Origin of the sequence: Porcincola intestinalis (genome assembly GCF_009696445.1) — a bacterium.
Taxonomy (GTDB): domain Bacteria; phylum Bacillota; class Clostridia; order Lachnospirales; family Lachnospiraceae; genus Porcincola; species Porcincola intestinalis.
In genome coordinates this window covers 123,105-137,912 of the sequence record NZ_VULZ01000003.1, presented here as the reverse complement: position 1 = coordinate 137,912, position 14,808 = coordinate 123,105, and the positions used below count along the sequence as shown (strand labels likewise).

Here is a 14,808-nt window from a genome sequence, read left to right as displayed (position 1 = left end):
ATCACGGAAAGAGAACCCGGAAAACAATCCGGTGCGCTTCATCCTCCGAGACATGAAGGGTAAGATGATTTCTGGCAGCGATTGCCTGAGCGATGGAGAGGCCGAGTCCATATCCTCTGGCTTTTGCTCCACCGCTCCTGGAAGGATCGCCCCGGTAGAAACGGTCGAAAAAACGATCCAGCTGGTCAGAGGGGGTCGATCTGTCCCAGACGTTGACGGTCTCGAAGCAGACATGGCGTCCCTGCCGGGAAAGCCTCAGCTCCACATCCGTGTCTGGCAGGGCATACTTGAGGGCATTATCGGTCAGAATGGTCAGAAGCTGGACGATGGAAGCCTCGTCTGCCGTCACCGTAAGATTCTCCGCGATCTTCGTGCAGACCGGGGTGTTGTTCATGTCCCCGATTCCTTCAAATGCGTCTGCTGTGTCCTGCACAGCCTGGCTGAGGTTGAACGGTTTCATCTTCAGCTCGCCTTGGGCTTCCTCCAGCCGGGACAGGCTGATCAGGTGCTCGATGAGTCCCCGGAGTTTTCCAACCTGTTTCTTCGTTCCTTTCACCCACTCATTGTCCGGCAGATCCATCGCGAGAATGTCCATGTTGGTTCCGATGACCGAGAGTGGGGTCTTCAGCTCGTGTCCGGCATCTGTGATGAAGCGCTTCTGCTTTTCCATGCTTTCCCGAAGCGGCCAGATTGCCTTCTCTGACATCCGGCATATAAATAGGAACGTTAAAAGAAGTCCGCCAAGTCCGACCAGGATCGAGGTCAGAAGGAGCGACCGCATAGCTCCGAGCTCCGTCGTGCAGTCGAGCAGACGAACCAGCTTCTGGCCTTCATTTCCGATTTCCCGGACCTCATAGAGATAGTTATTGTAGATGCCCGAAGGGTGTTTGCGGTTGAGAATGTCAGAGGCCAGGGTCGAAGCCTCCTCATCATCAAGTCCGAAGGAGCCTCCGCTTGCATGCGAGGTACCGCTCCCATCTACAAGGATTGTGAAATACCGGCCGGCATACTGCACCTCTGCAGTGTTGCGCATTTCTCTGTGAAAGTCGGGCGGATATGCCGGACTGCTGCCATCCGGCTCTGTCATGTCCTCCTCATCTCTCATCTCCTGATCCTGCGGAGCAGAAAAGGCCTGGCGCGGATCCATTTCGTCCATCACGGCTTTCAGATTCCCGGTCACCTGCATATAGTTGATGAGATTGATGGAAATGATCAGTGCCAGTGTCACGACTAGCGTCGCGGACATGGCACTGATGATAAATTTTCTGCGAACCTTCTTAAACATCTGTCTTCTCCAGCCTGTAGCCTGCGCCGCGGACGACCTTGATGGCCGTTTCTGAGCCCATCGCGGACAGCTGCTTGCGCAAAGTCGATATATTGACCCAGACAACATTGATTTCGGACTCGGAGTCCCAGCCCCAGATGTGCTGCATGAATTCGTCCACGGAGATGATCCTGCCGGGGGAGAGCATCAGCATCTCCATCATCTGAAAAGTCTTGTTGGAAAGAGAGACACTTTTTCCATGGCAGGACAGGGCGAACGTGCTCCGGTTCAGCGTCAGGTCCCCGTATGTGACGATGTCCGGAGAATACGATTCATGGCGGCGCAGGAGCGCACGGATTCGGGCCAGCAGTTCTCCGCCGTCGAAGGGCTTGGCCAGATAATCGTCCGCGCCGGCGTCAAGGCCATTGATCCGGTCCTCCACCTCACCCATCGCGGTCAGCATGATGACCGGCACCTGACTGCCGGCAGCCCGGGCTTTCCGAACCACTTCGTCGCCATTCATACCTGGCATCATGATATCCATGATGCAGGCATCATAATCTCCGCCTGTCAGGTAAGTCAGGGCGTCATATCCATTAGAAACCGGATCCACGCTGTAGTGGCTGCGTGTCAGAAGCGCAGTGACAGAACGCGAAACATATGGATCATCCTCGGCAAACAATAGCTTCATGTAAGAACCTCCTTACCTGTAGTCATCGTATATATGATATGTCATACCAACCTAAAACAAAACAAAAATGAGTTTTAGGTTGGTTTTAATTTATCCCCTTACACTCTGCTCATACCGAAAACACACATGAAATTTACATGCATCGTCATGCAGAAAGGAAGAACAGGATGGCAGGGAAAAAGGAGCAGACGATACTGACCTTTCAGCGGACAGAGGTCAAGTACAGGATGAGCAGGGCTCAGTATCAGGGGTTCATGGAGCACACGAAAATGCTTCGTGTTCCGGATGAGGCCTATCCGCACAGCCTGATTCTGAATATCTACTATGATACGGAACACGATGAACTTGTGACCAGATCCCTGGACAAACCAGTCTACAAAGAAAAGCTTCGAGTCAGGAGCTACGGGATTCCCGGAAAGCGAAGTCCGGTTTTCGTGGAGTTGAAGAAAAAATACGACGGAATTGTCTATAAGCGCCGGTCGGAGATGAGCCTGCGGGAGGCGGAGAATTTTCTCCAGCGGGGGATCAGACCGGCACTGGACAGTCAGATCAACAGGGAGCTGGAGTATTTCAGAGCGTTTTACAGGCCGCATCCGGCAATGGTACTCTGCTACGACCGCGATTCCTACCAGGGGGCGTTTGACCCGGACTTCCGGATGACAATCGACCGGAATATCCGTTACAGGGAGCAGGACCTGAGGCTGGAGGACGGAGACGGGGGAAGCCCTCTTCGTACCGAGACGCCGTACCTGATGGAACTGAAGGTAGGAGATGCCCTCCCGATAGAAATGGCCAGAATCCTGAGCGAGCTGAGGATTTTTCCGGCATCCTTTTCCAAATATGGGGAGGCTTACAGGATCAGCCACAGCAGGGCGGATGTCTCCGTGCAGGCAGCCTGCAGATGACAAGACACCCGCTGTTAAGATGGCGGTTTACTCAGCTAGAGGAGGAACAGGTTATGTTTACGAGTATTATCAGCAATTCTTCTGATTCGATCACATTTACAACAGCCATGATCTGCCTCGCGGCGGCGCTGGTCCTCGGGCTGGTATTTTCAGCCGTCTATATGTACTGCAGCGAGCGGTTTACGAAAAACTTTGTCGTGACCCTGGCGCTTCTGCCGGCGATGGTCGCGACCGTTATCTTCATGACAAATGGATCTCTGGGCAGCGCAGTCGCTGTGGCAGGTGCATTTTCCCTGGTACGGTTCCGGTCGGTGCCTGGTACCTCGAGGGAGATTCTGTCGATCTTCTTTGCTATGACCATCGGACTGGCGTGCGGGATGGGACAGCTCGCCTTTGCAGCTGTCTTCACGGTACTTCTCTCGGGATGCTTTGTACTCCTGATGAAGTCCTCCTATGCAGGAAAGGGCAATGGGGAACGGTCACTTCGGGTGACCATCCCGGAGAACCTCGATTACACAGAGATCTTTGACGACATCTTCATAAAGTATACGACCGGCAGCAGGCTCGAGCGTGTCAAGACGGTTGGACTTGGGAGCATGTACGAGCTCAGCTACATGATTACAATGAAGAATGAGAAGGATCAGAAGGCCATGCTGGACGAGATCCGCGCAAGAAATGGAAATCTGTCCGTCGTCTATGGGCGCGTTGCGGAAAATGTTCAGGAACTCTGACGCCTCTGGCTTGCCCCTGACAGCCGTCCTGTCCCTGCCTGGCTTGTCTCCTGACAGCTGTCCTGTACCTGGCCAGCTGAGCTGTTATTCCAAGGCCAGCTGAGCTGTTATCCCAAGGTCAGCTGAGCCGTCATCCCAAGCCAGCTGTACGAGTGTCCTCCGCCCAGACGCGCTTGACTTCTCTGCGAGGCTCATATAGTATCAGAGAGGCTCAGTTGGGATCATCTGACACAGAATACGGGATCGTGAACAGGAGAAAACTGTCCGCGAGGATGTCAGAGAAGAGGCAGAAAAGTTGAGGGACGCTTACAGATGAGGGACAGGCTTCGCAAGGTTGCGAAAAGTATGCATTTCAGGGTGCTGATCATCCTGCTTGTGACAGGGCTGGTTCCGATCAACCTGATCAAGTCCGGGATTCTGAAAAACTATGAGCACCAGACAGTGGAACAGCGGGCGTACCTGATCCGGAGTCAGTGCACCTTGATGGGCGCGGATTTCATTGCCGATGGCTATCTGGACGGGAATCAGTCGGACACCCTGGAGTCCAGGATGAAGCAGGTTGCTGATCTGTACCAGGGCCGGGTGATGATCATCGACTCGGATTACAAGATCATCCGCGACACATATGGACTGGATGAAGGAAAGACGGTCGTCGCAAGGGAGCTGATCGACTGCCTCTCAGGGAAAAACGGGAAATATTATACGCAAACGAGCGACTTCATCGAGGTCATCACGCCGATTGAAAATGATGCAACGAAGGAGATTCGCGGAGCGTTTTTAATCTCCGCTCCGACAGCGGATATCATCGAAGGAGAGCGGTCATTGTCCAGGACGGTACTGTTGCTCCAGATTGTCCTGACCTTTGCAATTGTCGCAGTATCATTCTATGCGTCGAGTATCCTTGTCCGGCCGTTTCGGAAGGTCACCGATTACCTGAACTCCGGTACGGACTTCCTTGCGGAGGATCTGTCGATGCCGGATTATACGGAAACGGAGATGCTGGCGAAGGCATACAACCAGATGCGGCACCATCTGAAAGAGCAGGAGGAATCCAGACAGCAGTTCGTTTCCAATGTCTCCCATGAGCTGAAGACGCCGATGACCTCCATGAAGGTTCTCTCGGATTCGCTGATCCAGCAGGCACAGGTCGGGGAAGTTCCGAACGAGATGTACGAGGATTTCATGATTGACATCAGTCATGAGATCGACCGGGAGAATAAAATTATCACGGATCTGCTGGAACTGGTCAAGATGGACCGGAAGTCGACGATCATTCATATTGAAGATACGAATATCAACGATCTGATCAACCTGATTCTGAAGCGGCTGCGCCCGATTGCCGAGAAGCAGCAGATCGATATCAGCCTGGAGAGCTACAAGCCGATCATCGCGCAGGTTGATCGGACGAAGCTGACACTTGCGATATCCAATCTGATTGAAAATGGAATCAAGTACAACAAGGAGAAGGGCTGGGTCCATGTCTCGCTGAATGTGGACAATACCTATTTCTACATCAAGGTTGAGGACTCCGGAATCGGCATCCCGAAGGAGGACCAGGACCATATATTTGAGCGTTTCTACCGGGTTGATAAATCGCACAGCCGGGAGATCGGAGGCACCGGGCTGGGACTGGCGATCACGCGGTCTGCGGTTCTGGTCCATCATGGTGCGATTCGAGTCTACTCAAGGCTCGGAGAGGGGACGACCTTCACTGTACGGATTCCGCTGAAGTACACGAAGACCGGGAAAGAGCAGGCAGCGGAAGCATCTGGAACATGAAAGCCGGACAGAAAGACAGCTGGAAAGGCAGTTGGATAAGGGACCGGACAGATGGCGTGTCAGAAAATGTACATTGGCGCGTACACTGTATGGGGAACTCGTTGAATAAGACTCAGGCGGAAAAAACCGTGAGATGACGGACGGATGGAAGAACATGACGGGCAGGATGAGTGAAAACAGAATCAGAACGAGCGGATTCAGGCGGGGAGCAGCGGTGCTGCTGGCGCTTTGCATGCTTCTCGCTTGCGTGCTTTCAGGGTGTTCCGCAAAGGCAGGGGAGGATCAGCCGGAAGGAAAAAAGACGGGGAATTACCGCATTTACTATATGAATGCAGACGGCACCCAGCTTCAGTACGAGCATTACAAACCCGAGAGCCAGGACTTCGAAGGAATCCTGAAGGAGCTTCTGACGCAGCTTCTGACGCAGTTCTGTACATCCCCGAAGGAAAAGGAAATCACAGCGCTGCCGGATTCGGTGAAGATCAATTCCACAACGATCGGCATCTCCGAAATTGGTGTAGATTTCAGCTCGGGTTATCTGTCACTCTCCAAGCCGCAGGAGCTGCTCCTTCGGGCGGCGCTTGTCGAGACGCTTGTTCAGCTTCCGGGGGTCGATACGGTGCGGTTTACAGTCGAGGGGCAGCCGCTGACGCTGAATGGCGCGGAGGTCGGTGCCATGAACAAGGATACCTTCATTGTTCCGGACGGCGATGCGATCAACTCCTACCGGACGCTCGAGCTTCCGCTGTATTTCAGCAGTCAGGACGGAAGAAAGCTGGTAAAAGAAAACCGGAAGATCTACTATTCCAGCAACATCAATACGGAGCGGATTGTCGCCGAGCAGATTATCAGCGGACCAAAGGATGACAGTCTCCTTCCTGTGACCGGTTCATCGGTGATTGTGCTGGCTGCACGGATCAAGGGAGACACCTGTCTCATTGATTTCAGCAGCGCGGTGAATGATTTGCCGGCCGCGGACAGCCCGGTTCAGCCGGAGACAGCGATCTATGCGTTCGTCAATGCAATCTGCGAGGCGTGCGCGGATGAAGGCGTGAAGGGGGTTCGCTTCACCATAGAGGGAAGAAGCGACAAACGGTTCCGGGGACAGGTCAATCTTGATCAGACCTTTACGCCGGACGCGGATATTGTGGAGCAGGCCGGCTCCGGCGAGGAGGCAGGCGTCCTGGTTGACACTAGCCGGCAGGAAGCTTCGTCAGAGGCAGCGACGGAAGGCTGACCTGAAGGTGCTTTTTATCGCTTCCGGGAAGTGCCGCCCCGAAGCAGACGTGTCAGTCTGCCGTAAGGCAGAAGGCTCCGCTCTGGTCTGTGCGGAAACAGGGAAGGCCTCTGTCCTCCAGCCGTTTCAGCATCGCAGCGGCAGGGTGTCCGTAGCGGTTGTTCCGGCCGCAGGAGATGAGTACAAGGTCAGGACGGACAAGAGAGAGAAACCCTTCTGATGTTGCATTGCGGCTTCCGTGATGACCGGCAAGAAGGATTGTCCGGCTGTTCGTTTCTGAATGCCCCCGTGGCGGGGAGAAGAGCGCCGCATCCTGGTATGCGCGCGTAAACTTCTCCTCGCCTTCTTTTTCGAGATCTCCGGTAAAGAGAATCCGGATATTCTTCCATGAAAGAGAGAGTACGATGCAGTCCTCGTTGTCGGACCCCGTCATCCTGCCGGGAGACGGGGATAAGACCCGAAGATGAAGCTGTCCGTGCTGAAATTCGGCCCCCTCGCTGACTGTTGAGATGGGGATATTGAATCTCCGGGCGGCGGCGATGACCTCTGCCATGCCCGGCCCGTCAGAGGTGACGTCTGTCTGCGGCAGCAGGATCCGCCCGATACGAATTCCGCCCGCCTGTGCGGCAGAGAACCGCTGCACCAGAGTCAAATCACCCGTCTGTGCGGAAGAGATTCCTTCAGGCGGCATGCGCCGAAAGCAGGCGGCACCTGGCAGCATGCCGTGCATGCCGCTGAGCAGCTCCTGCGCACCGCTGATGTGATCGCCGTCGGCGTGGGACAGAAAAAGCAGGTCAATGTGGCTGATTCCGTAGAACTTCAGGGCAGGCTCCACCCGCCTGCGCCAGACATCCTTCACCGAGCTGGATCCGCAGTCAAAAAGCATGGTGAGACCGTCCTGCTCAACCAGGGCACAGCTGCCCTGGCCGACGTCCAGACAGGTGAAGCGGAAGGCCGGCTTTCTCTGGATGAGCATCAGGAGGAAAAGGGAGAGCAGAAGACCTGCATGAAAAAACCGGATCTTTTTTCGGTTTTTCAGAAAGGTCTTTCGGTCCGGGAGCCGAATGATGAGGCAGAAGGCAAGAAGGCATGCGTAGTAGAGCACCATTTTCCAGACAGACGGACGTCCGGTGATGATGACGTCCCCTGGAAGGCGCTGCGCAAACCGGCACAGGAGGCGGAACAGATCGAGCAGGTATCCGCACGGCCCGCCTGCCAGGCGGGCAGAGGTCAGGAAAAAGGAACCAAGTGGAATCAGCAGGCCGGCAAGAATGCCGATTGTTCCGAAGAACATCACCAGACTCATGGACGGAAGGACAATGAGGCCGACGAGGATTCCGTATGGTGTTGCCTGATAGTAAAACCAGAGGATGCACGGTAGAACGCCGGCCTGGAGCGCCAGGGCGCCGGAAAGGCGCCTTGAAAGGGCGTGGCGGGGATTCCAGATGTCGGAGAAGACAGGTTCCAGCAGTGCGAGGGACAGAATGCATCCAAAGGAAAGCAAAAATCCGGCATCTGTCAGAGCAAGGGGCTGCCGGAGGAGGATCAGGATGGCGGCAGCTCCGAGCGCTGTGAGGCGGTCAAATGTACGGCCGGTTATCTGAGAGCCCAGCCAGAGCAGGAACATCACGCCTGCCCGGACCGCAGAGTAGCTGCTTCCGGTCATCAGGCAGTAGCTGACGACGAGGAAGCCGGATGCGAGGGCGGAGACTAGGAAGCTCTGCCTGAGCCGTCTCAGAATCTTGTAGAGTGTCAGCCCGAGTAATGTGACATGGAGCGAGGAGACCGCGAGAACATGAAGAATCCCGCCGTCCTGGAAGAGCTGTCTGGTCTCCGCATCAAGACCCGAACGGTCGCCGAGAACAATCGCGGATATGAGAGCACTGTTGCGGGAACCAAAGACCTGCTCCGCACCCTTTCGGAGGGACAGCCGGAGAAAGGCAAGGGCGTTGAGAAACAGATTGCCGTGTTTTTGATCAGTGCCTTTCAGTGTGACATCAGACAGCTTCAGATAGGTATGCCGGGCATAGCTGGCCTTCTGTGCATCATACTGTCCGGGATTTGTGGCCGGCTCCGGGATCGATGCCTTTCCGGACAGAGTAACGCGGCTTCCAATCCGGCATGCGCGGTAGATGTCTGCCTGGTCCGGCTTTTGCGAATATGGAAGTGTTTTATCAGGGGAGCCGTTTAAAAAGACACGGATCCGGCCCTTGCGCGGCCATCGTTCCCTTAATTTGTCCAGGAGTGCTTTGTAGGGGGAAGTATTTCCTTCATTTTTCTCCAGAAATGTGATGTATCCAAGCTGAAGCCCGTAGCCCTCCGCGGTCGTTTCCTTCGACAGCACTTCCCCTGAGAGCAGCAGATAGCGGCCTTCGGCGCTGGACAGGTCGATGGAACCCGGCGGGGCGAGAAGACCGCGCAGAATGCTGAAAAGGACCACCAGAGCAGCCAGCAGGCAGACAGGCCGGCCTGTGATTTCTGTGCAGGGGATCGGAATTCTTGAAAGAATGGACATTCGACACTCTCCTGAATAGGCGAAGCGGTTGACTCGTGGTACAATAGAAACAATCAGCAGCCTTTGAAATGGGGTATATGGATCTGTTGGCAGATCATGAGCAGAACGTCTGAAGGGAGGTGCCGGGGTGAATCGGGAACGTTCTATCCGCGAGATGGCGGAAGAAAGAGAGTACGAGGTTCTCAGCCCTTATGCAGCGCATGCGGGAGATTCAAAAGGGCGAGAGCGGGAGGAGCCGCAGTGCGACATCAGAACCGTCTACCAGAGAGATCGTGACCGGATTCTGCACAGCAAGTCGTTTCGCAGACTGGCACATAAGACGCAGGTCTTTATCGCGCCGATGGGCGACCATTACCGTACTCGTTTGACCCATACGCTGGAGGTCTCGCAGCTTTCCCGGACAATCGCGAAGGCGCTCCGGCTCAATGACGATCTGAGCGATGCCATTGCACTCGGGCATGACCTCGGACACACACCCTTCGGTCACACGGGGGAGCGGGTTCTGAATGAAATCTGTCCGCTGGGATTTGCTCATTTCCGGCAGAGCATCCGTGTGGTGGAGGTCCTGGAAAAGAACGGAGAAGGATTGAATCTGACCTGGGAGGTGCGGGACGGGATCCTCAACCACCGGACATCGGGACATCCTTCGACGCTCGAAGGACAGATTGTGCGGTTCTGTGACAAGATTGCCTACATCAACCACGATATCGATGATGCCGAGCGTGCCGGAATCCTGTCAGAGGAAGACATTCCGAAGAAGTACCGGGAGATTCTGGGCGGTTCCACGAGGGACAGGCTCAATACGCTGATTCATGATGTGATATACAGCAGTCTGGACAGGGCAGACATCCGGATGTCTCCAGAAATTGAGAAAGCGATGATGGAGCTTCGGAAGTTCATGTTCGACCATGTCTATCTGAACTCTGTCGCCAAGACGGAGGAGGGCAAGGTTGGCCGGATGATCACGATGCTCTACCAGTACTATGAGAAGCATGTCGATGAGATGCCGCAGGAATATATCGATCTGATTAAGAAGAAGGGGCAACCCGAGCCGCGGGTGGTGTGCGATTACATATCCGGAATGACGGACCAGTATTCGATCTCGAAGTTCCAGGAACTCTTTGTGCCGCAGTCCTGGCAGAAGAAGTGAAGTCAGGATGGATTTATAAAGTAGCACAGGATGGCTGATCCTGCAAGTGAAAGCGGACAGGGCACAGGCAGGGTATCTACGGACAGTCTGCCAGCCGGAGACAATGCTGCAGGAAACTGAAAGGAGGAAGGAACATTTGTACTATTCGGATGAGGTGATCGACAAGGTCCGGGACGCGACGGACATTGTGCGCCTGATCGGTGCCAGTGTCCGGCTGAAAAAGGCCGGACGGCGGTATGTCGGACTGTGTCCTTTTCATAATGAAAAGACGCCGTCCTTCAGTGTCGATCCGGATCGTCAGATGTACTACTGCTTTGGCTGCCATAAGGGCGGAAATGTCTTTACCTTCCTGGAGGAGCACGACAACATGACCTTTCAGGAGGCGGTCCAGACGCTCGCCGGCCAGGCTGGGATCAGTCTGCCGGAGCAGTCTTACCGCCCGGGAGAGAAAAAAGCCCGCGACGAGAAGATGCAGATCCTGGAGCTCAACAAGGTGGCGGCGACATGGTTCTTCAAGGAGCTCCACAGCCCCGAGGGGCGGGAGGGGCTTTCCTATCTGAGAGGCAGAAAACTGACAGATGAGACGATCCAGCGCTTCGGGCTTGGATTTGCGCCCGCCGATTCTTCGTCGCTGTACAATTACCTGAAAGAGCGCGGGTTTTCTGATGAGCTGATCCGCATGTCCGGGCTGATGAATCTGGACGAGCTGCGGGGAAGGATGTATGACCGCTTCCGCAACAGAGTGATCTTCCCGATTCTGGACACGCAGAATCGGGTGATCGGATTCGGCGGCCGCGTGATGGGAGATGCAAAGCCGAAGTATCTCAACAGTCCGGAATCGGCTGTCTTCGACAAGAGCCGGAATCTGTATGGCTACAATGTCGCCCGCCGCACGCGCGCCGGGAAGCTGATTCTCTGCGAGGGCTACATGGATGTCATTGCGATGCATCAGGCAGGCTTTACGTATGCCGTGGCATCGCTCGGGACGGCACTGACCTGGCAGCACTGCGAGATCATCCGGAGGTTCACGAAGGATGTCATTCTCAGCTATGACTCAGACCAGGCTGGCACGAACGCAAAGATGCGGGCGATTCCGATGCTGAGAAAGGCCGGAATCACACCGGTGATCCTCCATCTGGAACCGTACAAGGATCCGGATGAATTCATCAAGGCGGAGGGGCAGGAGGCTTTCCAGAAACGGCTTGACCAGGCTGAAAATGCATTTCTCTTCGAGTCGGGTGTCATGCAGAAGCGTTTCCGAATGGATGATCCTGACGGAGCCGCAGACTTTTATGATGCGCTTGCAACCCTGATCGCCTCGATGGATGATGTGTTCAAGCGGAAAGGGTATATTCGGCTCGCGGCGGAGCAGTACGGGATCGAGGAGGCCGATCTCACGGACCGTGTCCGCGCAAAGCTGGAGAAGGGAATTGTCGACGACCGGTATCTTTCGGCTGCGCGTGGAGGTTCCTCTTATAACCGGGATTACAGGACGGAGGCGCGTCCGGAGGAAGATTCACCCAGGACGGCTGAAGTCTCCAGGGAAACGTCGGGCGTAGAAGACGAAGGGCCCTCCTATGAGGAACGGCCGGTCCCGGACTACTATGAGGATCTGTCGACAGGGGATTATTACCAGATTCCGAGGCCGGCGACGCGGCGCGGCAGCGAAGGATCGGTCGGAGACCAGAGTCTCGAGATGTCCAGACGGCTGCTGTTGTCCTACATTGCAAGATATCCATCGATTGCCGGCGATATCAAACCGTACATCGGGAAGGACGGGTATGGAGACGGTCTCGCGGGCAGCGTCGCAGAGATCCTGTACGGTCAAATGGAGGAGCATCAGAAGGTAGATGAGGCGGCTGTCATCGCCCGGTTTGAGGACACGCAGACGCAGGCGAAGGTTGCGGAGCTCTTCCATACAATGGACATGGCGGCAAATGATTCTGAGCGGGTGAAGGCGATCCGGGAGACCGTCCGGAAGGTGTACGAGGCCTCGCCCATTTCCATGGAGGAAGGAGCAAACGAGATGGCAAAGGCTGTCACAAGAAAGCAGAAGCTGAACCAGATCCGGATGCTTGAGGTACATCTGTCATGATGCTGTCGGAAAGACTCCGGGCCGTCTGTGCGCTCTGTCCGCATGGAGAGTGCCTGGCGGATATTGGAACGGATCATGGCTATGTGCCGGTGACGCTTGTAGAAGAGGGCGTTGTGCACAGGGCGGTCGCCATGGATGTCAGGAAGGGACCTCTGTCCCGGGCAGATGCCAGTGTGAAGGAGGCAGGGCTGTCTGACAGAATCAGCCTGAGGCTGTCAGACGGGCTGGACGGCCTGAAGGCAGGGGAGGCCGATGTCGTGCTCATTGCCGGGATGGGAGGCCCCCTGACGGTCCGGATCCTGGCAGCGGGGGAGGAGAAGCTTTCCGGTGCGAAGGCGCTCGTCCTGCAGCCGCAGTCGGAGATCGGGGATGTCCGGCGGTATCTGAGCACGCACGGCTGGCGGATCCTGCGCGAGAATATGGTACTGGAGGAGGGCAAGTATTATCCGATGATGGAGGCGGAGCGAGGGCAGGAGCCGCTCAGCAGGCTGCAGCTTCAGTATGGACCGAGGCTTCTGGAGAAGCGGCATCCGGTCCTTCTGCAGTATCTCCGGCATGAGGAACAGACGCTTCTTACGGTGCTGGGGAAGCTGAGGGAGTCGGAGAAAACATCCGGCGAAGGCAGAGGGCTTGAGACGGAAAGGACGCAGGACGCGGACAAAGACGGAAGCAGGAAAAAGAAGGATACAGGCAGAGCAGGTGCAGAGCGAAGGGCAGCGCGGATTGAACAGGTGCAGATGGCGCTTGAACTTAATAAAAGAGCACAGGGAGGAGAGGCGCGATGATTACAGTGAAGGCGGACGGCGTCAGCAGACAGTTTCCGGAAGGGGTGCGTTACAAGGAGATTGCAGAGGCGTACCAGAGTCTGGAACGGTACCCGATTCTGCTTGTCAGCAGTGGAAACAAGCTGAGAGAACTTGGAAAACAGCTGACGCATGATGCAGAGCTGACCTTCATTACCATGGCAGACAAGATCGGCAGAGACACCTACGCCAGGTCCCTCGTCCTGATGATGCTCAAAGCGTTCCAGAACGTGATAGGAGCAGAGGAAGAAGTCCATATCTGGGTTCATTTCACGGTGAGTCAGGGGCTGTTCTGCTCGATGAAGAGTGAGAAGGCACAGCTTGACGGGCAGCTCCTGGAGCGGGTGCGCCTGGAAATGGAGCGGCTTGCCGCGCTGAGGATCCCGTTTGAAAAACGGTCGATGGAGACCTCAAAGGCAGCACGGCTGTTTGCCCGAAACCGGATGGACGACAAGGCCCGGCTGTTCCGCTACCGCATCAGCTCGCGGACCAATGTCTACAGCTTTGACGGGTATTGTGACTATAACTATGGCTACATGGTGCCGGATTCATCCTATCTGCAGCATTTTGACCTGAAGCTGTACGGGGACGGGTTTGTCCTGATGATGCCGACCATGCAGGAGCCGGAGAAGGTGGCACCATTTCAGCCGGTCAGAAAGCTGTTCGATGTTCAGAATGAGTCCCGGAAATGGGGCGAGCTAATGCACGTCGACACGGTCGGGGACCTGAATGATCTGGTGACCGAAGGCCGGACACGGGAACTGATCCTTGCACAGGAGGCGCTTCAGGAGAAAAGAATCGCAGAGATCGCCGATGAAATCACGGCAAGCCGGACGAAGAAGCTGATTCTGATTGCGGGCCCGTCCTCCTCCAGCAAGACGACCTTCAGCCACCGGCTTTCAATCCAGCTCTCGGTGCACGGACTCATTCCGCACCCGGTTCCGATGGATGACTACTTTAAAAACCGCGAGGACACACCGAAGGATGAAAACGGGAACTATGACTTTGAGTCACTCGATGCCATCGACCTTGCGCTTTTCAGCCGCGATATGACAGATCTTCTGGAAGGAAAGGACGTTCAGCTTCCGACCTTCAACTTCAAGACAGGGAAGCGCGAGTACAAGGGACAGCACCTTCGTCTGTCTGAGCGGGATGTGCTGGTGATTGAGGGCATCCACGGGCTTGACGACAGGGTGACCGCTGCGCTTCCGAAGGAAAGCAGCTTCCGAATCTATATATCCGCCCTCACGCAGCTGAACATTGACGAGCACAACCGGATTCCGACGACGGACGGCAGACTGCTGCGCCGGATCGTGCGTGACCAGCGGACCCGGGGGACGAGCGCAAAGAATACGATCGCGATGTGGAAAAGCGTGCGGCGGGGGGAGGAGAACTATATTTTCCCGTTCCAGGAGAGTGCGGATGTCATGTTCAACTCCGCGCTGATCTATGAACTTGGGGTTCTCAAGCTCTACGCGGAGCCGATGCTGTTCTCGATCAGGGAGGATGAGCCGGAATATACGGAGGCGAAGCGGCTTCTGAAGTTTCTCGACTACTTTCTGCCGATCCCGCCGGACGACATTCCGAAAAATTCCCTGGTACGGGAGTTCATCGGCGGGGGAACCTTCCTGGCCTGAG

At 55.6% G+C, this 14,808-nt stretch carries 11 protein-coding genes; 8 read left to right on the top strand and 3 right to left on the bottom strand.

Features of this window, described 5'->3' with window-relative positions; translation table 11 throughout:
• Position 1: 1 nt before the first annotated feature.
• Together FYJ35_RS04180 and FYJ35_RS04175 are read right to left on the bottom strand one after the other, a co-directional pair.
• Positions 2-1,285, bottom strand: a complete 1,284-nt coding sequence (locus FYJ35_RS04180; RefSeq protein WP_205839704.1) for a sensor histidine kinase — start codon at positions 1,283-1,285, stop codon at positions 2-4.
• Positions 1,278-1,955, bottom strand: a complete 678-nt coding sequence (locus FYJ35_RS04175; protein WP_154523616.1) for a response regulator transcription factor — start codon at positions 1,953-1,955, stop codon at positions 1,278-1,280. Before FYJ35_RS04175 ends, FYJ35_RS04180 begins: the two co-directional genes overlap by 8 nt.
• Positions 1,956-2,122: 167 nt before the next feature.
• Here FYJ35_RS04175 and FYJ35_RS04170 point away from each other — a divergent pair, with 167 nt between their 5' ends.
• The 4 genes from FYJ35_RS04170 (at position 2,123) to FYJ35_RS04155 (ending at position 6,607) form a co-directional block, all read left to right on the top strand.
• Positions 2,123-2,860, top strand: coding sequence for a polyphosphate polymerase domain-containing protein (locus FYJ35_RS04170; RefSeq protein WP_205839703.1), 738 nt, complete (start codon positions 2,123-2,125; stop codon positions 2,858-2,860).
• Between the two features lie 53 nt (positions 2,861-2,913).
• Positions 2,914-3,591: a DUF4956 domain-containing protein gene (locus FYJ35_RS04165; RefSeq protein ID WP_154523610.1), complete on the top strand. Its 678-nt coding sequence runs from the start codon at positions 2,914-2,916 to the stop codon at positions 3,589-3,591.
• 312 nt (positions 3,592-3,903) lie between these two features.
• Complete coding sequence (locus FYJ35_RS04160) at positions 3,904-5,370, top strand: sensor histidine kinase (RefSeq protein WP_154523607.1); 1,467 nt, start codon at positions 3,904-3,906, stop codon at positions 5,368-5,370.
• A 133-nt stretch (positions 5,371-5,503) separates the two neighbouring features.
• Positions 5,504-6,607, top strand: coding sequence for a GerMN domain-containing protein (locus FYJ35_RS04155; protein WP_154523604.1), 1,104 nt, complete (start codon positions 5,504-5,506; stop codon positions 6,605-6,607).
• Between the two features lie 52 nt (positions 6,608-6,659).
• Here the strand turns inward: FYJ35_RS04155 and FYJ35_RS04150 are convergent, their stop codons facing one another.
• Positions 6,660-9,122 carry a DNA internalization-related competence protein ComEC/Rec2 gene (locus tag FYJ35_RS04150; protein ID WP_154523601.1) on the bottom strand — a complete coding sequence of 821 codons (2,463 nt, stop codon included), beginning with the start codon at positions 9,120-9,122 and terminating at the stop codon, positions 6,660-6,662.
• A 127-nt stretch (positions 9,123-9,249) separates the two neighbouring features.
• Between FYJ35_RS04150 and FYJ35_RS04145 the strand changes: the two genes are divergently transcribed.
• The 4 genes from FYJ35_RS04145 (at position 9,250) to FYJ35_RS04130 (ending at position 14,807) form a co-directional block, all read left to right on the top strand.
• Positions 9,250-10,272 (top strand): deoxyguanosinetriphosphate triphosphohydrolase, encoded by a 1,023-nt coding sequence (locus tag FYJ35_RS04145; RefSeq protein ID WP_321059007.1) that lies wholly within the window; start codon positions 9,250-9,252, stop codon positions 10,270-10,272.
• Between the two features lie 136 nt (positions 10,273-10,408).
• Positions 10,409-12,367 carry a DNA primase gene (gene dnaG / locus FYJ35_RS04140; protein WP_154523598.1) on the top strand — a complete coding sequence of 653 codons (1,959 nt, stop codon included), beginning with the start codon at positions 10,409-10,411 and terminating at the stop codon, positions 12,365-12,367.
• Entirely contained in the window at positions 12,364-13,152 is a 789-nt protein-coding gene (locus FYJ35_RS04135; RefSeq protein WP_154523595.1) for a tRNA (adenine(22)-N(1))-methyltransferase, read from the top strand. The genes dnaG and FYJ35_RS04135 overlap by 4 nt, the downstream gene beginning before the upstream one ends.
• On the top strand, positions 13,149-14,807 hold the full coding sequence (locus FYJ35_RS04130) for a nucleoside kinase (RefSeq protein ID WP_154523592.1): 1,659 nt from the start codon (positions 13,149-13,151) through the stop codon (positions 14,805-14,807). Before FYJ35_RS04135 ends, FYJ35_RS04130 begins: the two co-directional genes overlap by 4 nt.
• The last annotated feature ends 1 nt before the right edge of the window (position 14,808 follow it).

What these genes read in the sequence shown, in the direction of transcription:
- FYJ35_RS04155 (WP_154523604.1), top strand. Translation starts at nt 5,504, where the DNA reads ATGACGGACGGATGGAAGAACATGACGGGCAGGATGAGTGAAAACAGA.
- FYJ35_RS04150 (WP_154523601.1), bottom strand. Translation starts at nt 9,122, where the DNA reads ATGTCCATTCTTTCAAGAATTCCGATCCCCTGCACAGAAATCACAGGC.
- FYJ35_RS04165 (WP_154523610.1), top strand. Translation starts at nt 2,914, where the DNA reads ATGTTTACGAGTATTATCAGCAATTCTTCTGATTCGATCACATTTACA.
- FYJ35_RS04170 (WP_205839703.1), top strand. Translation starts at nt 2,123, where the DNA reads ATGGCAGGGAAAAAGGAGCAGACGATACTGACCTTTCAGCGGACAGAG.
- FYJ35_RS04160 (WP_154523607.1), top strand. Translation starts at nt 3,904, where the DNA reads ATGAGGGACAGGCTTCGCAAGGTTGCGAAAAGTATGCATTTCAGGGTG.
- FYJ35_RS04175 (WP_154523616.1), bottom strand. Translation starts at nt 1,955, where the DNA reads ATGAAGCTATTGTTTGCCGAGGATGATCCATATGTTTCGCGTTCTGTC.
- FYJ35_RS04135 (WP_154523595.1), top strand. Translation starts at nt 12,364, where the DNA reads ATGATGCTGTCGGAAAGACTCCGGGCCGTCTGTGCGCTCTGTCCGCAT.
- FYJ35_RS04130 (WP_154523592.1), top strand. Translation starts at nt 13,149, where the DNA reads ATGATTACAGTGAAGGCGGACGGCGTCAGCAGACAGTTTCCGGAAGGG.
- FYJ35_RS04180 (WP_205839704.1), bottom strand. Translation starts at nt 1,285, where the DNA reads ATGTTTAAGAAGGTTCGCAGAAAATTTATCATCAGTGCCATGTCCGCG.